Origin of the sequence: Flexithrix dorotheae DSM 6795 (assembly GCF_000379765.1) — a bacterium.
Classification (GTDB): Bacteria; Bacteroidota; Bacteroidia; order Cytophagales; family Flammeovirgaceae; genus Flexithrix; species Flexithrix dorotheae.
In genome coordinates, this window is record NZ_KB903435.1 from 67,105 (window position 1) to 90,097 (window position 22,993).

9 protein-coding genes are annotated in these 22,993 nt (G+C 38.2%); 3 read left to right on the forward strand and 6 right to left on the reverse strand.

The features are described from left to right. Positions 1–71 precede the first annotated feature (71 nt). The 6 genes from A3EM_RS0110100 to A3EM_RS0110135 form a co-directional block, all read right to left on the reverse strand. Positions 72–8,357, reverse strand: a complete 8,286-nt coding sequence (locus A3EM_RS0110100; RefSeq protein ID WP_026210213.1) for a T9SS C-terminal target domain-containing protein — start codon at positions 8,355–8,357, stop codon at positions 72–74. A 409-nt stretch (positions 8,358–8,766) separates the two neighbouring features. Continuing rightward, positions 8,767–10,146 carry a PorP/SprF family type IX secretion system membrane protein gene (locus tag A3EM_RS0110110; protein WP_020528086.1) on the reverse strand — a complete coding sequence of 460 codons (1,380 nt, stop codon included), beginning with the start codon at positions 10,144–10,146 and terminating at the stop codon, positions 8,767–8,769. A gap of 108 nt (positions 10,147–10,254) precedes the next feature. Continuing rightward, a complete protein-coding gene (locus A3EM_RS45690; RefSeq protein ID WP_020528087.1) occupies positions 10,255–12,978 on the reverse strand; it encodes a T9SS type B sorting domain-containing protein in 2,724 nt (907 codons plus the stop codon). 834 nt (positions 12,979–13,812) lie between these two features. Beyond that, positions 13,813–14,382, reverse strand: a complete 570-nt coding sequence (locus A3EM_RS42020) for a DUF3347 domain-containing protein (protein ID WP_020528089.1) — start codon at positions 14,380–14,382, stop codon at positions 13,813–13,815. A gap of 144 nt (positions 14,383–14,526) precedes the next feature. Next, the gene (locus tag A3EM_RS0110130; RefSeq protein WP_020528090.1) at positions 14,527–17,862 is read right to left on the reverse strand and encodes a hypothetical protein; all 3,336 of its coding nucleotides are present in this window, start codon (positions 17,860–17,862) and stop codon (positions 14,527–14,529) included. Positions 17,863–17,934: 72 nt separating this feature from the next. Further along, entirely contained in the window at positions 17,935–18,876 is a 942-nt protein-coding gene (locus A3EM_RS0110135; RefSeq protein WP_020528091.1) for a UTP--glucose-1-phosphate uridylyltransferase, read from the reverse strand. A 392-nt stretch (positions 18,877–19,268) separates the two neighbouring features. Between A3EM_RS0110135 and A3EM_RS0110140 the strand changes: the two genes are divergently transcribed. The 3 genes from A3EM_RS0110140 to A3EM_RS0110150 all read left to right on the forward strand — a co-directional run bounded on the left by A3EM_RS0110140 (position 19,269) and on the right by A3EM_RS0110150 (position 22,797). Continuing rightward, positions 19,269–19,502, forward strand: a complete 234-nt coding sequence (locus A3EM_RS0110140) for a thioredoxin domain-containing protein (RefSeq protein ID WP_020528092.1) — start codon at positions 19,269–19,271, stop codon at positions 19,500–19,502. A 94-nt stretch (positions 19,503–19,596) separates the two neighbouring features. Then, positions 19,597–20,205, forward strand: a complete 609-nt coding sequence (locus A3EM_RS0110145; protein ID WP_020528093.1) for a MarR family winged helix-turn-helix transcriptional regulator — start codon at positions 19,597–19,599, stop codon at positions 20,203–20,205. 246 nt (positions 20,206–20,451) lie between these two features. After that, positions 20,452–22,797 (forward strand): GH92 family glycosyl hydrolase, encoded by a 2,346-nt coding sequence (locus A3EM_RS0110150; protein ID WP_020528094.1) that lies wholly within the window; start codon positions 20,452–20,454, stop codon positions 22,795–22,797. Positions 22,798–22,993 lie beyond the last annotated feature (196 nt).

The window sequence follows — 22,993 nt, forward strand, 5'->3', positions numbered from 1 at the left end:
CTATTGAGTATTATAAAAAAAATCCCTACCAAATTAAATGGTAGGGATTCAGGTATAAATTTAAACTGTTTTTATCTGATCAATAGCACAGATCCGGAATAGATAATTTCTTTATCAGGTTCTAATTCACTCGTATAGGTAACCTTATAGGGATAAGTTCCTGAAGGCATATCTTTTCCCAAATAATCACCTATCCAGCCTTTTGTAGGTTCTGTGGTTTTAAATATTGGTTCACCCCATCGGTTATAAATGATTAACTCAAAGGCAACCATATGGGCCCATTCCGGTTTGAAATCATCATTAACCCCATCTCCATTAGGTGTAAATGCTGTTGGGAAATAAACCCTTGGAGGGCACAATTCTGTTACTTTCACAGATTTTCTGGAAGTACAACCAACAGAATTTTCTACAATCACATGATAAATTCCCTCTTTCTCAACTTCAATGATTTGGGTGGTCATATCATTACTCCAGGTATAAGCACTTCCTGCTCCAGCATCCAGTTTTAGAGGACCATCTTCAAAACAGTGTATCTGTTCTTCAGGAAGGGTTTCAATTGTTGGAATACTATCGAAATTAACCGTTATGGTTTTAGTAAAAATACATTCCTTACCCAAATAATCCACCACTGCTTCCACAAAGTAATCACCTGGCTCAGTTACAGCAATTCGAGCTGATCTGTCCCCTGTGGACCAAAGGTATTTTGCATCATAACCTACTATAGAGGCGTCCAGTATGGGAATCTCGCCCTGACAAACCGCAGTATCCGCATTTAGAATAGGCTCCGGAACTACTACAACCCTAACCGAATCAAAACTTAAACAACCATTCTCATCCTGAACGGTAACCGTATAAGTAGTGGTTTCTTCAGGAAGTACATTAATTCCTTTGGTGGTTTCACCTGTACTCCATAAATATGTTAATCCTCCTGTAGCAGATAAACTTGTCCTTTCCCCATCACACAATCGCTTATCAATTCCGGCATAAGCCTCAGGTAGGGAATAAATAGTTATAGGTTTCACAATTGTGTCCACGCATCCTGTAATACTGGTCACTTTTAGTAATACTTCATAATCACCCGGCTCATCATAAATAAATCCAACTTCTGCTCCTTCCAATTCAAATTTTCCATCATGATCAAAATCCCATTCCTGTGAGACAAAATCTCTACCTGCATCATTGGAGGTACTTATAAACTGAGCTTCACTTCCAAAACAAACATTTTCAGTATTGAAATCAGCCACAGGGCTTTGGTATACAGTAAGTTCCTGGCTTGTTTGACTGATACAACCATTATTTGTTGTCACTGTTAGCGTAACTTTATATACTCCTGCATCTGGATAGGTAATACTTGGGTTTTGCTTTGTTGAAGTCATTGCTACCCCACCAATTGAAGTTCCAAAATCCCATACCCATGTGGAAAGAAAATCCGTTTCCGGAAAAGGTAGTGAAGTAGAGTCAATAAAGAAGCTCACCTGACCGTTACAGAGGTTTTCTGAAAGGAAAACCACTTCGGGAACCGGATGAACCTTTACCGGATAAGTAATGAAATGAGAACATCCATTGTTTGTGGTAACCGTAAGTGTCACATCATAAGTCCCGGCTGCGGTATAATCGAATGTTGGATGCTGTAAATTACTATCCTCTTTTCCATCTCCATCAAAATCCCAAGACCAGGTATTGATTACACTTGTTAAAATTTCATCACCATTCATATCTTTTTCCACAGTAGATTTATCAGTAAATACAGTGGTATTTCCAAAACAAACCGAAGTAGCTTCAAAATCTGCTATTGGATTAGGCCTTACAATTACTTCCGATGTATCAGAAGAGAAACATTCTTTATCCGTGTAAGTAGTTAAAATAACGGTATAAGTTCCCGGCTCTTCATATTCATGTGCAGGGTTTTGGATAAATCCTTTCTTTCCATCACCAAAATCCCATTGCCATAATCCGATTTCATTCCCCGGAGGCTGATTGCCATCACTATTTGGCGTTAATATACTCGCATCGGTGAATTGAGTGATACCGCCATGACAAACTGTATCTGCTACAAAATCGGTGATAGGAGAGGGGTGAATCACAAGTGGTTTAATAATCAAATCCGAACAAGACTCATCCTGGTTTGTGACCACTCTTAAGCTTACTAACACAGTATCCGGAACAATGTATGTAATATTTGGATTTTGAGTTGTAGCAATATCTCCATTTCCAAAACTCCAGTACCAGGCTTCAATTTTATTACCAGGTATGGAATCCCCATTTGCGTCAGTTTCCAAAGTAGATAAATCAGTGAAGTTAATATCCACTCCCTGGCAGTTGGCATCCATAGAGAAATCAGCCACTGGAGCAGGATGAACAATTACATCAACAACAGCTGAAGTATCATTACAGCTTTTATCTGTTTCTGCTATTAAATAAGCCTGATAAGTTCCTGGAAAATTATAAGTATGAGAAGCTTCCCCTGTAGCAGTTAGTTCCGGTCGTGAGAAATCTCCAAAATCCCAATACCAGGCTGTAATTGTATTCCCCGGAATAGAATCCCCTTTATAATCTGGATGAATAGTGGTAATATTATCTGTAAATATATTCTCAGCATATTGGCAAGCCTCTGAAACTGAAAATACCGGAATGGGGTCTGGATGAATGGTAATGGTTTTTATGAGGGTTCTTTCACATCCTAAAGCTGTTGTGATCGTTAATCTCACATCATAATCTCCTGCTTTTTCATATACAAAGCCTACCTTGTCCTTGTCAGCACCATTTAATACTTCCGTACCATCATTTTTAAAATCCCATTCCCAATGCACTATTCCTGGAACCCTGCTTCCGTAAACTGGATCTGGGAAAGTCGTTTGATCCCAGAAGAAAATACTATCGCCCATACAAACATTGATGCTGGTGTAGCCAAAGTCTACCTGAGGATCATCTACAGGAACATCTATGGTCACTAATTCCTGGCAACCTTTATCAGTAGTTACTCTTAATGTTACAGGATGATCGCCTTGATGATTAAATGGAGGAGCAGTTATAAGCTCTCCCGAATCTTCAAAAATACTGTCATTATTAAAATCCCATTCCCAATTGGTGATGCCACCACTTCCTACACTACTGCTGCTGCCATCAAAACTAAATGATTCATCAGCGCAAAAGCCCGTAAAAGTAAAGCCAGGTACTGGAATCTGGTCAGTGGTCAGATCAAAAGTTTTGGTGGTGGAACTAATACAACCTTTATCGGATGTTACGGTCAAAGTAATTGATTTTGTTGCAGGATAAGAAGCTGGAGTAGGATATACCTTTTTAGCATTTCTACCATAGACTTTTTCACCATCAAAATCCCATTCAAATTGAACATTACTATATCCTACAGGTATTGTAGAATTATCAAAGAATAATAAAGTAACTCCATCACAAACATTGGAAATATCAAAATCTACTACTGGCTTAGGATAAATAGTGATATTTTGAGTAGTCGTATCTTTACAACCCTTATTCGTTGTGGTAATTAAAGCAACCGTATAATCACCTGCTACACTATGAGCGAAAGAAGGAGTTTCACCCAAGGCGTCTTCAGTAAATGTTGTTCCATCATAATCAAAATCCCATTGATACTTATCAATTAGGCTACCGTTAAAGTTAACAACATCGGATGAATTTGAAATCCCAGCCTGCACATCAGAATCCACACAGACATTATCAATTGTAAAATTTGCAACTGGCTTAGGATTTACAATTATATCTGTTGTTTCAATAGCCGAACAGCCATTATTAGTAACTACCCGAACGGCAACTTTGTAAGCTCCGTGTGTAGCAAAGTTATAGTCAATCGTTGCTGTTGAATTAGACGTTGTAGCTTCAATGTTAAAATTACTTCCATCATAATTGAAATCCCATTCGTATTGATCAATAGCTGGTACTGGAGTTACTCCTCCAGGATTTGCTACATTAGAAGCCGAAGCATCAAAAGTAATCACCTCATTGAAACAAACTTCATTACTTGAAGGTGCAAGTTTTGGCGTTGGTAATGGATAGATATGTACATCTTTGGTAATTACCTCATTACAAGTACTATCGGTAATTGCTCTTAATGTTACAGGATATATTCCTGTTCCTCCACTAAATAAATGTTGCGGATTCTGAATGAAACTATCTGGAGTTCCATCATTATCAAAATCCCATTCCCATCCTATTACATTTCCAACAGCAACTGTGGAAGAATCATAAAACTGGACTGTTTCCCCATCGCAAAGGTTTTCTGTGGAGAATTCAGGAACTGGTAGTGGGTTAATAACAATTTCACGGATAAAAATATCACTACAACCATTACCTGCAAATACCTCCAATGTAGCCTGATAAGTACCAGCAGTTGAGTAAGACCAAAAAGGATTATCTAAATCACCTTCATCAAAAATACCATCTCCATCAAAATCCCATCTGATAGAATCTCGTCCACTTATTGGAGGGAAAGTGGATGTATTGGTAAAATCAATTGTTACCCCTTCACATAAATTCTGAAATGGGTCAATTTTAAATTTTCCATATGGTCCATCTTCAAAAATAACTTCTACGGTGTCGCTTTTGGCACAAACTGTATCTCCATTATCCAAAATGTATAAATCCACTGTATAGGTTTTTGTACTAATCACGGCTGGTAGCGTGATTGAAGGATCATTTGAAAACACAGCTCCTCCATCTACCCTCCATTCATAATGAATGGTACCCAAAGTAATATTATGAGAAGGATTAAAAGCATTTAAAGTCTGATCTCCAAAGTTGATACAATAGGTCGTATCATTACCTATATCCAAAGTAGGGCAGGGGAGAACGGTAATGGCGATATCCGATGGTGTTGAAAATCTACAGCCTGCTGTATCATATAAAATCATCTCTGGTTCAAACTTACTTGGTAAGCCAGCTGTAACAGGATTATATATTTTGGATTTGATCGAATCCTGGGGTGTTTTCAAAGTCAGGTCTCCATCGCCATATTGCCACTGATAGGAATTGGTTACATTATCAGAAGTACCTTCAAAGTTAACCTCAAATGGCTCATATCCGATGGTATCGTCTACAGCAAAGGTTCCATCAGGCCCTTTAACCTTTACAAAATCTGTAATTGTAACAGAATGACTACAATTAATAGAATCCCAAACGGTAAGTGTAACATCAAACCCCTGGGGATTTGGTCTGTCATAAATTCTTGTGGGGTTTTGTAAGGTTGAAGTTGCACCATCACCAAAATCCCATAACCAGGCTACAACAGGCACTTTTCCCATGGACGTATCCTGGAAACTAATGGCTGCCGGAGGGCAATTCACTTCAACAGGATCAGCGGTAAATAAGGCTTCTAACTGATGACCAAGGTTTATCTCAAAAGTTTTAGTGATAGTATTTGTACAACCATACTTATCGGTTACTTCCAAAGTCACCTCATGTGTTCCATCAGGAAAGTTTGCTTTTGGTTTCCTGTTAGAGGAACTTGGTGAAAAGGTAATACCAGAAGTTGTTGTACTCCACTTATATTTTGGTTCATAGGCAGTACTATCATGCTTTACTCCCACAAAACTCACCTCCATTGTTCCGCATGATCTAACTGAATCCATCGTAAAATCAGGCTTGGGCATAGTTGCTCTAATCCAGGTGCTTTTGGAATAATTACATCCTTCATTGGTTTCCACCACAAGTGTTACCTTATATCTATCGCTTTGTTTAGCTTTTGGCTCAGTAAAAGTATAGGTGAAATTCGCTGATGTTTCAGGTTGGGCAACATTGTCAACTTTCCAGATTCTACTCTTAAAGGTAGCCCCATGAAAAGTGGACTGATCTTCAAAATTTACCGTTAATGGAGCACAACCATTACTTTTATCTTTTACTAATTTGACATTTGGTCCTGTAACCGTAATCCAGTCTTGCAATAAAGTATCTACCACACAACCATTGGAAGTTACTTGTAATTCTACATCGAAAGTCCCTGCCTTATTAAATGTTACTTCAGGCGTTTTCCCGGATTTATTCTGTCCGTCACCAAACTTCCACTTGTAATTTGATCCTCCTACAAATACTGCATCAAAATTAATTTTATCCCCAATACAAATGTTATGGTCCGAAGCAGTAGGGTTGAGGTCTGGAAGCGGAGCAGGCATGGTAACCACTCTCTCGTGATAATCATAACAGCCAATTCCTCCTAATGGAGCATTATTAAATACCTCCAATTCTATAGTAGCAGTTACTCCAGGTTCAACCTGCCAAACCGGGTTTAGATCTGTGGAAAAATCTGCGTTTCCTGCATCATCAAAATACTTCCAGCTGTGCAACTGCGCATTTTGGCTTTGGTTCACGATTTCCAATCTTCCCGGATCACAATTATCAATGATCACATCAAAATCCGCCAACGGGACTTCCATTGTGATAGTCTTGTAAATAGGCTCAGAATAACACCCATTTGAATACGCTCTCATAGCAACCGTAATTGGACCCGCAGGTAGGTTATCATATACATTGGATCCATTATAAGCACTTTGCCAGTTACCAGAGTTGGTATAATCCCATTCGAAGAATGTTGGAAATGGATTGCTCGGATCGGTTACCGAATTATTTGCAAAATCAACTCTGGTTCCATTACAAATAACCGTTTTGGAAGGGGTAAAATCCAGACTGATTGGAGGCATCCCCACCCTTACGTAGTTATACCTTGTAAAATCTTCGCTACATTCAGAATTTGAAGCGGTTAATTTTATTTTATAGGTCCCAGTATTTAAATTAAAATTAGGTTCTTCATCAGTTGAGGTTTTCACTAATACGTTATCCTGATTATAAACCTCCCAAAACCAATCTGTTACACTTATACTACCTAAAGTAGAAGTACGATTCTCTAATTGAATAGCTAAAGGCTCGCATCCTTCTCTATTACCATCAATCCTAAAATCCACATCTATTGGTTGGGATTCAATACGAATCGTTTCCGTTTCCTCACAACCTAGTCCATCATCTATGGTAAGTCTAACATCAAAAACACCATGGCTGGTAAAATTATGGGAAATATTGTTTGGAGGTGTTCCGGCTCCGGTAATCGAATTACCATCTCCAAAATCAATTTTATAATTCACTGCATTTTCAGAGGCACTTCCATCAAAAGTTACTGTGAAATTATCAGCACAAAATTCTGTATGGTCTGCCTGAATATCTGCCACAAGCTGTGGAGGAATATCCAGGGTTTTGGTTACCACACCCACACAAGTACCATCCCCACCTGTAATCGTCATGGTTATGGTTCTGGTTTGCGTTGTAGTTGTATTATTATTAAAAGTATGATTTACATCTCTTCCGGTATCAGAATTTCCATCACCGAAATCCCAGGAAACATTTTGAAAGGAAAATTGAGGAGAAGAATTATCTTTAAAATTAACCTGCATAGGGGTACAGGTTGTAATTAAACTCATATCAAAATCAGCTGTAAAATCATGTAGTTGAATGTAATCATCCCTGGTGAAAGTTTGAGAACAACCAGATTCGTGGGTTACCGTAAGTGTTACATCAAATAAATCCGGATCGCTTCCGGTCTTGGAATAAGTATGTGTAGGATCCTTATCGGTAGAAGTTGAACCATCTCCAAACTCCCAGAGATAGGTCAGGCTACCTGGTGATCCTATACTGGTGTTATCATTAAACTTAACAGTAAGGTCATTTCCACAGCTTATTCTTATATCATTCGTAATAAAATCTACATCCAGATCATCAATGATGGTAATTAAACCTGTTTTTTTTATGGCAGCTCTACAACCATTATCATCTTCCACAAAAACAGCCACATCAAAAACCCCAGCTTCATTAAAAACATAAAAAACATTTTTTCCTGTGGCCGACCCGCCATTACCAAATTCCCAAATCGTTTTTGAATCATCTATATTACCTGAAACCCCATCGGATTTATCTTTAAAATAGATGGTATCTCCTTTACATCCACCAATAGCACTATAAGTAAATTCAGCCTGAGGCCCTTCAAAAACCTCCACAAAATCTGTTTTAGTCACAATTGCATCCGGAGTTGGAGAATTGTCATAATAAATCTCCACTTTTATGGTAAATGTACCTGAAGTGTTATAAATCCTTCCTACTTTTTGCCTGCCTGCTCCTTCGGGTTTAATATTATCTCCCAGATCCCACTTATAATTTGTTACCGTTTTAGAAGGATCAAGTCCTGTTACTTCAAACTCCACAGAAAAAGGAATACAGCCTTTTTCTACTGAACCTGAAACAAGCTTGATATCTTCCTGTGCCATCAGGTTATTCCCCAAAATGAAAAATGTAATTAGAAGAATCCACCGAAAGTTTTGTAAAGTTTTGTAGTTTTTAGCCATCTAGAATTTTATGTTAGCCGGTTTGGGTTTACTTATAACAAATGTCATACACTTACATGAAATCAGTGTTCTAACTTAACGTGGCATTTACTACATACTATGTATACTTTAATGGTGAAAACTAACACTTATGAACATCTGTATTTTGGGGTTTTGTATAAGATGAATGGATTGATAAACCCCACTCAGCAGGGTTGGGTGGTACTTTGTGAACAATTGTTAGTGGAAAAATGTGATTTTTCAATTCTTTTATTACATAATAAGGATTTCTTATAAAGTCGCATTAAAGTTTATTAACCTATTAACAAATGAGTATTTTTCATCTTAGATGTAAAAAAAATATCCTATGGAAATCATAGGATATTTTTATATGTTGTTATTTTTTTCTATAGAATAGTAAGAATAATTTTTATTTTATTTCCATAGTCCAAATTTTTCCTACTTTTCCTGTCTCCTTTAAGCGGTCCCTTTCGGCATCAGCACTAGCTTTATCGGCTTGTTTATCAAGGAATACATAATACAATCCTTTTTCAGAATTAAAACCATATTTAGAATTGAATCCAAGCTTAAACAACTGATCACTGAAATTTTCGGCATTTCTAAACTCTTCAAATGAGCCTACTACCACATAAAATCCTTTTCCCATTTTAAACAAGCTTTCTTTTGGATCAGATTCGGTTAATTGCTCAATCTTATTTTTAGTTTCTCCTGTTGTTGGAAGGACAATTTCCTTAACTGGCTCCTCCACTAAATTCTCCATTTCAATAGTTTTACCCTCTTTTTCTTCTACAGGCGGAGTCATCTTTTGCTTTTCTTCCACTTTATTTTCCTTCTCCTCTTTTTCTTTTGGCGATTTTTCTACTACTTCTTTGGCCTTACGCTCTTTTCGCTCTACCACCTTCGACTTTTTCTCTCCAAACCTTATCTTCAATTGTATTTCATGACTATTGATGGACACTCCTCCAAGAGTTCCTACAGGTTTTTCATAGCTATAAACCAGGTCCAGTTTTTCCTTTAAACTAATACCCGCCAAAGCCCTTAAACTTTTATCTGGACTGTATCCACCTCCCAGATATATCAGCTTTTGTATTTTCAATAAACCAGAAACCTCAAGCTCATCCTTAAAAAGTTCATTCATTCTGTACATCAATACTGGCATAAATGTGTACAATCCATCTTTAAAACCAAACTGGTAACTTGCTGTGATTACCTTTTCATCCAAATTCCCGATTTCTCCCTGTTCAAAACCATCCGATCCAACAGGGTTTACAGTAAACAATCTGGGTAAGGCAAAGCCCACCTCGAAACCCTTATATTTATAATGTACACCAGCATTTCCATCAAGGTAATTATTATTGGCAACAATATTGGCCAAAGCCGGATCATTTGGGTTGCTCACATTGGCCAGGTCAAATTTACTCGAACCCATTCCACCTGAAATTCCAAACTTAAAATGGTGATCTTCACCAAATGATGCTTTATATCCCAGGGTTAATAATAAATTATTATTACTCAGTAAAATACTCTTGTCATTCATCAGTAACAATCCAAAATTGAGGCTCCCTTTAGTAGGCAACATCAGATTGAAAGCAGTACTAATTGGAGCATCTTCAAATCCTGACCATTGCTTTTTGTAAGTCATGCCCACTTCTGTATAACCGCTATTGCCCACAAATGAAGGATTGATTAAATAAGGATTCGTCAGGTAAGTTTGAAAATCTGGTCTTTCCTGAGCAATGCTCATGGTCCAGATAATGGATATTATGAAAGTAAAAATTCCTTTTTTCATAGCTAATAAGTAAGTGGTTAGACTGAAAAAACAACCATTTAATTTGCCATCACTGATTGATATTGAGATGAAAGCTCAATATTAAAAGTACTGGTACTTAATTGGTTTTTATCTCACAATCCTTATCCCTCCGGTAAATGTTTTTTGGTCAGAACTAAAAATATAATAGTAGGCACCTTCTGGTAATTCGGTACCAGCATTTGAAGCATTCCAGTCATTATTATAGGGCATGGCTTCAAAAACACGTTGCCCGGATCGATTAAATATGGTTAATTTGAAGTTTTGGTAATTTTCGATCTCCTCTATCACCCACACATCATCAATTCCGTCACCATTGGGAGAAAACAGATTAGGGGCATTAATCTCTGTTACCTGAACAGCCAATACAGTAAGAGAAACCAGGGCTTCACTTGATTCTCCATCATTATCCGTAACCACAATCCTAAAGGTATAAACGCCCTCAGATAATCCTTCAAGTAACAAATCCTCCTCCGTAGGGTTAATTAAAGTAGCTTCCGGCCCGGAAATCTGTGACCAGGCAATGGTGGAAATGGAACCATCAGGATCTGAGATGCTAGCATCAATCGTCAGGGAATTTTCAGGGAGTGTAATTTCAAAATTTGCCGACACCTCAATTACAGGAGGCTGTAAAACTGTTTCCTCCTGGTCAACAATGTTGATGGTGAAAGCTTTTTCGTATTCCCCACCTTTTCCATCTGCAGTCTTTACCCGAATGCTATATGAAGATTTGACTTCATAATCAAAAACTGCATTAGATACTAAGGACGTACCAGAAATGGAAAAGGAAGCATTATCAGTATCTCCGGTTCCGGTTACTAAAGTATAAGTATGTGAATCAGAACCATCAGCATCTGAAGTTGAAAATGTACCTATAGTAGTTCCTGAAGTCAAATTTTCTGAAATCGTATCCTTACTTAGGGAAATATCGGTTGGAATATTATTCACTTCTGAAACCGAAATGGTAAAAGCTTTTTGAAATGTTCCTCCGTTTCCGTCATTGGTCTCTACCCTAATTTGGTATGAATTCTTTGTGGAAAAATCAAATACTTCAGCCGTCTGTAATTGAGTTCCAACAATTGTAAAAGATGCATTATCAGTATCCCCGGTTCCGGCAATTAAAGTGTAAGTGTGGGTATCACTACCATCCGTATCAGTAGTAGAAAAATTTCCCACAACTGCCCCAACTGCCACTCCTTCATCAACCTGATTACCAGACAAGGCAATGTCTGTAGGATCGTTATTTAAAACGATATTGGCATTATAGCTTTCTCCTGTAAATACAAGATTTTCTATCACTTTATCCAGGTTTGTATTATCAGTCATTTTTAAAGCTAAACTCCCAACACCGGTTCCAGTGGACACACTAATTTCATAAGTGGTACCTGAACCTGTAACTGAGGTAATATTCTGACTACCTGATAACCCGCTTTGTTCTACTTCAAAATTGCCCGTACTTAATCCGGTAATGGCTTCAGAAAATACGATTTGCCATCTCACTGTCCCCTCCTCAGTCGGATCGGGATCCAATTTGCTCAGGCTGGTGATGCTGGCTGTTGGAAAAGAAAAATTATAAGCAGCTCCTTTACCACCATTATCCTGATTTGAAGTAATCATAACAGATGCACCCGAAACAGCCAGGGTATAACCAAATTGCTCATTGATAGCTTTATCTCCAGCTTCTACTCTGCTCACCAATTCAAATCCATTTAGTCCGCCTGCATATTTAGTAAATCCTAAAACTTCTCCTGTGCTGCTGCTTTTTCCATAAGCCCCTCCAATTACCAGGTTTCCAGAAATAGCCACTGATTGTCCAAAAAGCGCATCATCACCTGGGCTGCTATCTACTAATTTTTTGAGTTGTCCCCAATTACCAGCTCCTCCGGTATTTTGGGAAAATAAATATACGGCACCGTTTTTTGTAGATGGATTGCTATATTGAGGAGCCCCCACCGCAATTAAAGTATCGGAAATGGCCACAGAATTTCCGAAAAATGCTGCATTTGAAGGATCATCAGGTAGAATTTTTTTTACTAAACCCCAATTGTTTGCCCCCCCTTGATTTTTTGAGAATAAATAAACACCACCAGAATCAGTTGTACCATTTTCCTGTTTTCCGGCACCAACCAGCAATTGATCACCCCCTAATTGTACTGCCACACCAAACTCATCATCCTGAGCCAAACCAGTAGGAACTACTTTTTTAATCAATCCCCAATTATCCGCTCCTCCTTCATCCTGGCCAAAAATATAAACAGCCCCACCAGTATTCGAAGGATTACCATTTCCCGGTGCTCCAATGGCCACTAATCCATTAGCAATGTCAGCTTTTGCACCAAACCAATCTCCTGCCACACCATCTGCTGCCTGTATTGTAACAATCCATCCCCAGTTATCAGCACCTCCAACGTCTTTACCAAAGATGTGTGCCTGACCTTTTGCTCCCCCAAAACCATACTCTCCAACAACAATTAGATTACCGGAAATTCCTACCGCGTAACCAAACTGTCCATTTAGAGATGGGGTGGGGGCAGTTAATTTTTTAACTTGTCCCCAGGTGCCTGAAAAATTTTGAAATATAAAGACAGAGCCTGCTTTGTTATTCCCCGAATTCTGATCTCCTGGAGAACCCACTACCATCAGATCCCCTTCAATATCTCCCGACCAACCAAAAAAGTCGAATGTGGCTCCGGAAAAGTCATTTACTTTGGCAAGTTCCGAAAAAACAATATCCTGAGCTATTGATGGTTGACTAAAAGCAAATAGAATAATGATAAAAGGCGAAAACCTCTTTAGAGCTGCTTGAAAGTTCATTAGTTTGTTGTTTAGTTAATCCCCTTCTTTCTGTTTTCCACACCTACCAAATACCCAAAGAAGTTAAAGTGGATTTATTACTCAAATGTATTTAACAATAGTAAACGTTATCCTACCTCCCATATTAAGGTAAGAGGCCATTTTCTTTTTGTTTCAATTCTCTAAATCAGGAAGTTGTGAAGGAAAAATAGATTTCAGATTTCATTATCAATTTTATAGTTGGTGTTAGTTATGCAGTACAATAAATATTAATCACAATTCCCGTTGGTGCTGGTTGTGCAGTACAAATTAATCAAATGTTATAGGTTGGTGTTAATCGTGCAGAAAATACCATTCAGCAAAAGGTGGGTGTTGGTTATGCAGAAACTCACAAATGGTAATCAATTTGGTGGGTGTTAGTCATGCAGTTTGAGCTTCTATCTAACTACAAAATGGTTGGTGCTGGTTGTGCAGGAGGGATTCCAGACTGGTGGGTGTTGGTTGTGCAGGAGTTCATTATAAAAGGTTGGTGTTAGTTGTGAAGTAAAGCAGGAGAATAGCAAATAAAGGTTGGTGCTGGTCGTGCAATCAATAATTGGTGTTTATCTTGCAGAAAGTGGGTGTCAGTCGAACACCAGGTGGGTGTTGGTTGTGCAAAAGGTGGGTGTTGGTTGTGTAGAAAGTTGGTGCTAGTCTGATTTTAATTTGATCTTAAAAAGCTTATAACCAGAAAGTTACACCATAAAAACCTCGCATATAATTTATATAAAGTTAATAACTTAGATAAATTAATAGAGAAAAGGGAAGTAATTCTAATGAATACTTCCCTTTCCTTATCAAAAATGTATGAAAGATCTAATTAGCAGCAAGGGTTTCCTTCACATAACCACAGTTTAGCATTTTATCACCAAAATATGGATTTTTTACTTCTTCCTTCTTGCTTAACCAAAAGGCTCCTTTATTGTCAAATGCCATTGGGCAATATTGCTGGTAAACCTCTTCAGAATTTTCTCCTTCGTTTTTTACCTTTTCAAATAACTCTTTTGAGATGTTTTCAAATTCAGCTCTTTGTGTTTCCACATCTTCAGACGAAATAATTTTCTCTGCAGCTGATTTAATTTCTCCTTCAGATTTTTCTGCCAGCAGTTTAGCTGCTTTTTTAGCAATGTCTGCATCTGTTGCTACAAGGGCATCTTTTAGGAAATAATAAGTTTCGAGCATTCCCGGGGTACCTTCCAATTCCAGATTATAATCTGAGGCATCTATATCCAGGCTAAGCTTTGCTTCTTCCACTTTTTCATGGTCATGAGCAGCTCCTTCATCGTGTGATGCATGGTTTTGATGATCCTTTTGCCCACAATTGGTTAATGCAATTAGGGCAAAAATTGACGCGAATACCGAGATGGATATAAAACGACTTTTCATATGTTTAATTTTTACAGTTAAAGGTCTTTTTTAAATGAGAAATCCCCTATCAATTGGTTCGGAGTTTTAATTTTTTCAATTCAAAATTAGTTCATTCTGATGAAAGGATTAACAAATCAATCTATAAAAAGGTGCAATGAGACATTAGTCTATTTTGCATAAATTTTCAATATAAGCCTTACTGCCATCATTTACCCACTCATCCAATTGTGCCGGATCTTTCATCTGTTGACCTCTGAATCTTGGAACCACCACATAGCCGCAAGGTACATCAGATAAAGCAGACATATCACTCCATAATTTTTCTATTTGAGCAACAGGATAAATGTCTTCCTGCCCATGTCCCCAGCGGAATTTTACGTCCTTAATCGTAACATAAGTAGGCATTCGCTGAGCCATTTTTCTTACCGCCTCATCAAGTTTCTCCTGTTTTCCACTCAGGTCTTTTCTTTTCAATCCGAAAAGTGCCAGAAGCGGATCGATCTGAATCCAGGTAGTCATCGAATTATAATAACTCAGGTTTAATTCATCCTCCTCTCTGGGCTGTGCCAATCCTTCCAGTAATCTGGTTTTGCCATTCACTTTTGCCAATCCTCCGCCTCTGTCTTCAATTCTTCGGGGAACTACTTCAAATGTCAGGATATTTCCTGAAGCAAGGTGGTGGCCAAGTGCATCCGGATTTAAATCTGCTCCAAGAGTATCAATATTGTGCAGCATAAGGGTTTGTAAATTAGAATTTTCCTCTAGTACTTTCCCCAAAGTGCCGTTCCGCAACATATTAGAAATTTCGTACCAGTGACCTAATGGGCTAAATCGCTGACTTGCCAGGTTATCTTCATAATCTGAACCTTCGCCTTTCTCTTTGGCCCACCCAATCAGGGTTTTTCGAACCGCATCTCTAACCTTTTGCTTATTTTCATCAAGTGTTTCCTGCGGAGTTTCTTCCCACAGAAACCTTAAATCTCTCTCCATTGGAATAAACCGTTGTCCAATTGATCTTCCGGCTGATAGATAGACCGGTCCATCATAACCAAAATTATTAGACAGTTCCAATTGGTTTGCAATGGCATTTTGGGTTAAATAACTCGTGGCTATAATGTGGGGAATGTTCGCCTTATATTTTTGGGCTACTTTCCTGGTTTTGCCCAAATGTATTTCAAGAAAGCTTCGGTGTTGGCCGTTTATTTCAATAAACTGATTGAGTGCTTTAATTACCCCGGCTCCTTTTGTCCATCGACTACCTACTCCTGCGGCAAGAGAGAAAATTCCGGCTTCTCCTTTTTTAAGCGCATTTTCCCCTTCTTTCTGATGTTTGGATAATTTATCCAGAAATACCACATCTCCTTTTTCCACATCTTCGATAGAAGTTTGCACAGGGAGTCTGTTTCTGGAAAGTCCAATCCTTCCTTTTCTTAAATCATCTCTTATTTGTTCATGCTGAATATAATCAAAACCATTTTCCTCCTTAACTTTTCTGGCTTTTTCATTTTCCAATAATTTATTTTCCTGATTAGCAGAATCCACTACCCTGAATAGGCTACTTACCATAGTTCGGAGAAGGGGATAGGCTTCTTCATTCTTTTCACAAACCACAGTATAAAAATCCATTTCTGCTCTTCTGGAATAAGGAATTTCCTCAGGATTTTTAGTAGATAAAGTAGAAAGCTGCAGGTTATAATAAGCATTGGGCATTAAAGCTTTTTCACCGTTCAGTAAATTGGCTGAAGTACCTGCCTTATTAATTTTAAAATTATAAACTACAGGTTCCATAGCGAATGGCATGGAATCTTTCAACTCTTCCTTTGTTTCCATCAAAATATCCAGCACACCATCTTTCCTTTCGGTATATTTCTCAGGATTTACAAACATGCCCATTCCTCCTCCGGACATACCGCCAAGCATTAAGAAACCGAGGTAGTCCTCATTAAATCGCTTTATTGCTTTCTTTATAATCACTTCGGTGAAATGAGTTGAGGCCCAGGGGATGATAGTTTTAATAGGATTATCCCAATTTTTCTGGGTGCTTGCTGCCAGTTTACTGATGTCTCCAGCTTTTAATGCTGCGAGAATATCATCAAATATGGCATTGGTATTTTGCCTGGCTACCCATTCTTTGGAAGAGCGCAGCAGGTATTTTTCCGTTACCATCTCCAAAATAGGCCCAACATTCGAAGCCATTCCTCCATGCATTAATACAAGAGAATTGGCGAGCCTTTCATCCATTTCCGGATGTAGTTCTCCATCTTTTAAAATACGGTGCCTGGGTAATAAACACCCTCTGCTGATGCCATATTCGGGATCACCTTCTTTGGCAAAAGTGCCTTCTATGGCTTTTATACCCGGCCAAATTCCTCCTGAATCCTGCCAGCCACCACCAGAACCACCAACCCATTCTCCCAATATTGCTCTGGAAGCCGCAAGTCTTCTTTCATTTTCTTCCAATGGCCCTTCCAGGGATTTGGTCTGGTTAGTGGCCCGCATCAATACGCTAATCATGGAAGCCAGTAAATTGGTAGAAACTGCAAACCTGGAGCCTTTTGGGATGTCATTTACTTTGGTTACGAGTTCAAAACCCATTCCCTGGCCCACAATTTCTCCAAGAATATTCTCCAGACTTTGGTTAGTACCTTCAAACGAAGGAGGAATTACACCAGAAGCAATAATTCCCGCTTTAAGTAAACTCAAGTAGTCATTTCCAAAGTTGAATAAATCACTTAAGTCGGAAATGTCTTTGGTTGCATTTAAATCGAGACTGGTAACCCGGATTACGGGTTCGGGAATTACCCTCAAATAAGATTCAATAGGGGGCTTAATATCTTTATCCCGTTTGTAAACGCCCAAATCTATGGATACATTACAAACTCTTGCGCCCTCAGGATAATCCATTCCTAAAAAGAAAATATCCGACCAGCCGCTATGACTAAGGTCCATCCTTACAGAAGTTTTTTCCATTAGAATAGGATAGAGCACATTCCCGTTTTCCCGGGTCATCATCCTCGGATGAATTTTGATTGGATGCTCATCTTTATTTCCTACGCGAAACATCCATTGGTTTCCTTTACTGGACCGTACACTTTTCCTTACCTGGTCAGCCAGAATCTGAAAAGACAGTTGATGATAGGAATTAGCCAAACCACTCAGGATGGTGGCATTCAATCCTTCATTTTTTAATTGATTTCTGAAAATGATAATGGCCTGTTCAAATTTTCTGGTAAGCAGGCATTCAAAACCATCATAAGGAATTTTCCCTACCTGTTTTATTTCTGCAGAATCTGCGAGCACAAATCTGTAACCGGCATATAAAAACAAACAGGCTCTTACACGCTCATAGAGGTTTTCTGTAGATTTTCTGAATTTTTCAAGTTCATCAAGATCATTTGCCAGAGATTTTACAGAATCATTTTTACATAAATCGAAAAATGACTGGTTTCTAATTTCCGGATCCGGACTTGTAATTGTTGCTATGAATTTATTACTCATGCTATGAATGGAGACACTGAATAAATTGGAAAATTTTTTTAATAATTTAGAGTGTACTTAATCGTAGGAAAATTATTGTTTTTTGGTTTCAGCCAATAATTCTACGAGTTGGGTAAGTACTTCGTCTTTTTCCTGCCCGGCAAGACCCAAAGCGACCTGAGCTGCCAGCAAGCCAAATTTTTTCCCAATATCGTATCGGTTTCCTTTTACTTCCTGTGCCAGATATTTGTCATTATCGGCCAATTCCTGAAGTGCAGGAGTAAGCAGTAAGGGGTAATTCTTTTCTTCCAGATGTTTTTCCAGAATATCGAAAATGACAGGCTGAAATACATGCATGCCAAAGAAACACAAATAGTATCCGGTTCTTAATCCAGGGGTTTGTAATTCAAGCTCAGCCACACTTAAAGAAGGCTTCTCAATTATTTTTTCAATTTCATAAATCCCCGAAGTGGTCCCAAAGTGCTTTCCGGTTAGAGTTCCATATTTACCCACTAAAAATTCTTTGGTAGGGTTCACTGCGGAAACAGAGCAATTTTCCTGAATAGCCAGATCAATCAATTGCCTGGCACAACTTTTTCCGGCTTGGTGAGAAACATACAGGTAATCTCCCAATAGCAATAAAAATGGTTCTCCATTTACGAAATCTTTGGCGCAATTTACGGCATGCCCGTAGCCTTTGGATTTTTTTTGAACCGAAAACTGTAACCTGCCCAGCAAATCCTGAATTTTTTCTGCTTCTCTTTGTGCCCATTCTATTCCTGAATAGGTATGGAGCAGATTTTCTCTCAGGTTTTTAAAATTTTCCAAATAGCGTTTTTCATCCCCGGGGGCACAGACTACACAAATTTCTTCTACTCCGGCATTTATGGCTTCTTCAGCAATAATTTGCAAAACAGGTTTGTGAAGTCCATCGATATCTACAACCGGCAACATGGCTTTTTGGACGGTATCAGCAACCGGATAAAGTCTTTCCCCTCTTCCTGCTGCTGTAATTACGGCTTTTTTTACTTTCATCTGGATAGTATTGGTAAGTGTACCAGAATATTTTTTCTGGCGAATATGATTGAGAATTAGTTTATTGTTACAAAAGATTAAATGATCTTCTGTTTATTTTTTTAAAATCGCGTGATATTAATGCATTTCTGAAAATTATATAAAAAATGGAGATTGATTTTAAAGTTTATTAGGAAATTATATTCAACCCTGACTGGATCCTTTTCAGTCACTGCAAAACTAGCAAAAGTTGGTGCTTATCGTGTAGTTGGAGATTTTTTTCTTGCTGATTGTGAAGATCTTTGGTCTTGAATAAAGATTGTTTTCATGAAATTAAAAAATTTATTTGCTTTAGTTAGGATTCCTAACTAATATTGTGTCATTAATTATTTTCAAACCAAAAAATTTATAAAATGAAAAAAGCAGTTTTTTATCATGCGGGATGTCCGGTTTGTGTCAGTGCAGAACAGGAAATGTTGAACTTAATTACTGACAAGGTAGAAGTAGAAGTAGTACATTTAGGAGAGGTGAAATCAAGATTACCTGAAGCAGAAAATGCGGGGGTAAAATCAGTGCCAGCCTTGGTTTTGGATAACGGGCATGTGTTGCACATTAACTATGGAGCAGGTATAGCAGATCTGAAGTAGAGTTGTTTTAAATCCGAAAAAATTTTACCTCACATTGTTAGGATTACTAACTTTGTGAGGTATTTTTGTTTTACCTTATAGAAAAAAAACAAAAATGAAAGAAAGCGTATTCAATCCGGAACAGCAATTGGGGAATCTGGATAGTAAAATCATTGTGGCGCTGGAGAGAATTTCTGAAGCTTTTCGGGTGAATCTCTGGAATGAATCAAAAGATACGGGATTAAGCCCCATCCAAATCCAATTGTTGATTTTTATGGCTTTTCATGGGCAGGATAAATGTAAAGTGACTTATCTGGCCAAGGAATTTAATATGACCAAAGCCACTATAAGCGATGCTGTAAAAATTCTGGATAAAAAAGCATTAATTGATAAATCTACAGATCCGGAAGATTCAAGAAGTTATACCATTCAATTGACAGCACAGGGTAGGGAAGTGGCTAAAAAATCAGCTTTGTTTGCGAATGGTTTTTCCAAAGCTTTAAGTGGAAACAGCCCCAAACAAAAAACAGATTTTCTGGTACAATTACTTCAGTTTATAGATCAACTTCATCGTTCAGGGGTTATCCAAATTCAGCGAATGTGTTTTTCCTGTGGACATTATCGGCAAAAGGAAGGACATTATTGCGAGTTATTGAACAAGCCTCTTTTGAGTTTTGAGCTTAGGGTTGATTGCCCAGAACATCAGGAAAAAAGTAAAAGGTAGAAGTGTAAGTAGAAGTTCTTTTTTTAATTTTCACCTTCTCTGTTAGCTTTTGTGTTTGGCTGGTGTCTTATTATTTAGCAAGTTTATATCTGTGCTATTTTTCTTTTTGCCATTTTTCCAGGGAACTTTCATATATGTGGTAATCACTCTATTACAGTGATTTAATTTGAATAGACTAACAATATAGCAATTGGGAGGACAACGAAATGATTGAAACTATAATTAAAATTACCAAACTATTAATAAATGTATACTACTAAAATCTATAACTCATTTGTATTAATCCTGCTAATCATTTTGAATGCATGCTCTTCAAATATCAAGGAAGAGCCAAAATCAGAAAAAGAAGAATATGTGGATTTGGTTTATCCTTTTCTGGATGCAGCAAATTCCCGATGGTTTTACTTTTCATCAGCTTCCCGTCCTTTCGGAATGGTAAACTTAAGCCCGGATATGTCGATCAAAGGAGCATGGAATTCAGGCTACAGATACAAAGAAGACAGCATCAAATTTTTCAGTCATATCCATGCCTGGCAACTTTCAGGGGTACCTGTAATGCCTACTGTAGGGGAGTTTAAAGGGCATTTGGGACCGGATCAATACCAATCGAAATATAGCCATGAAAAGGAAAAAGTATTTCCGGGTTTTCATGAGGTGATGTTGGAAGATTACCAGATTAAAGCAGAGTTAACTTCCACCACCAGAGTAGGTTTTCACCGATATACTTTTCCAAAATCTGCAGAAAGCAATATTTTGCTGGATTTAGGTACAGTTCTGGGGCCATCCGGGACCAGAAAAGGAAATGTAAAAAAGGTTTCTGATCAGGAAATTGAAGGATATGCTTTAATGGAAAAAACGGGTAGAAGGCCAAAAGATACTTATGTTTATTTTGTCATCCAGTTGGAAAAGCCTTTTCAGACTTTAAATGCCTGGAAAGATAAAAAGCTGATAGGTGAGGTAAATGAATTTGATGGAGAAAATGGAGGAGTTTACTTCGGCTTTGAAACTGAAGAGAACGAGCAGGTACAAATGAAAGTGGGAATTTCCTATGTAAGCGCAGCTCAAGCCCGGTTGAATATAGAAACTGAACTTCCGCATTGGGATTTTGAGCAGGTAGTGCAGGAATCCAGGGCTGAATGGAATGAAAAACTTGGTAGAATAAAAGTGAGTGGAAATGATGAACAACAAACCAGGAGGTTCTATACTGATTTGTGGAAAGCTTTGCAGGGGAGAAGAATCATTAGCGATGCCAATGGGAAATATTGTGACATGACAGGAGAAAAGCCGAGAATCGGACAAATTCCATTAGAAAATGGAAAACCAAAATTCAATCATTTCAACTCAGATTCCTTTTGGGGAGCGCAATGGACAATCACTTCTCTTTGGCAATTGGTCTATCCTGAAATTGCAGAAGATTTTGTGAATTCTATGTTATTGATGTATGATGATGGTGGCTTAATTCCAAGAGGACCATCTGGGGGAAATTATACCTATGTGATGACTGGAGCTTCTTCCACGCCATTTATTGTAGGGGCATATATGAAAGGCATTCGCGGATTTGATGTGGAAAAAGCTTACGAAGGCATGAAGAAAAATGCTTTGCCCGGTGGAATGATGTCAAAAGCGGGATATGAACATGAAACTACCAAAGGAGGAGGAATTGAATATTATATTGAAAAAGGTTATGTACCTTATCCCTTAGGTAAAAAAAGATGGGGAGGTCATCAGCAGGGAGCGGGACAAACGCTGGAATATAGTTATCAGGACTGGTGTTTGGCGCAATTGGCTAAGTCGTTGGGCAAAACAGAAGATTATGAACTATTCATGAAGCGCTCTGAAAACTGGAAGAATCTGTATGATGAAGAAAGTGGCTGGATTAGGGCAAAAGGGCATGACGGAAAATGGTGGACGCCTTATGATCCTTTTGAATTGAACCATGGTTTTGTAGAATCGAATGGTGCGCAAAGTACCTGGTATGTGCCCCACGATTTACCAGGTTTGGGTGAAAAAATGGGTGGAAATGAAAAAATGGCAGAGAAGCTAAATGAAAGTTTTGAAAAAGCTTCTGAATTGGGTTTTACCTCTGGAAATGCACATGCCGATGAAACTGATGAAAAATTCAGAAGAATTCCTATCAATTATGGCAATCAGCCCAGCATTCAAACCGCATTTGTTTTCAATCATATTGGGCATCCGTGGCTCACTCAATATTGGTCCAGAGAAGTGTTGGACAAAGCATTTAGTCAATTATCTCCCGAAAGAGGTTTCAATGGGGATGAAGATCAGGGGTTAATGGGTTCACTGTCAGTATTGATGAAAATTGGCTTGTTCGAAATGAAAAGTGGAAACGAAGCCGAGCCTAAGATGGAACTGGGCAGCCCTATTTTTGAAGAAATTAACATTAAACTCAGCCCGGATTATTTCCAGGGAAAAGAATTCACCATCAAAGCTAAAGGCAACAGTGAACAAAACAGGTACATCCAATCCGTAAAGTTGAATGGCAAAACCCATGAAAGCATTTTCCTTAATTTCCATGACTTAACCAAAGGCGCAACCGTGAAATTGGAAATGGGAGACCAACCTAAGAAATAAAAGAGAAAGATTATCAAGGGTGTCTAAACTTTTAGATACCCTTGATAATTCATAATTTTTGCTATTCGACTTTTACAAAGTCGAATCTCTATCATAGGATTTGCAATCCTCCTCAGTAACTGTGATTCGGATTAAAAATCCTGTGATAGCACATCGGGATTGCAAATCACGATGTGCATAAAAACTATCCTTAGTT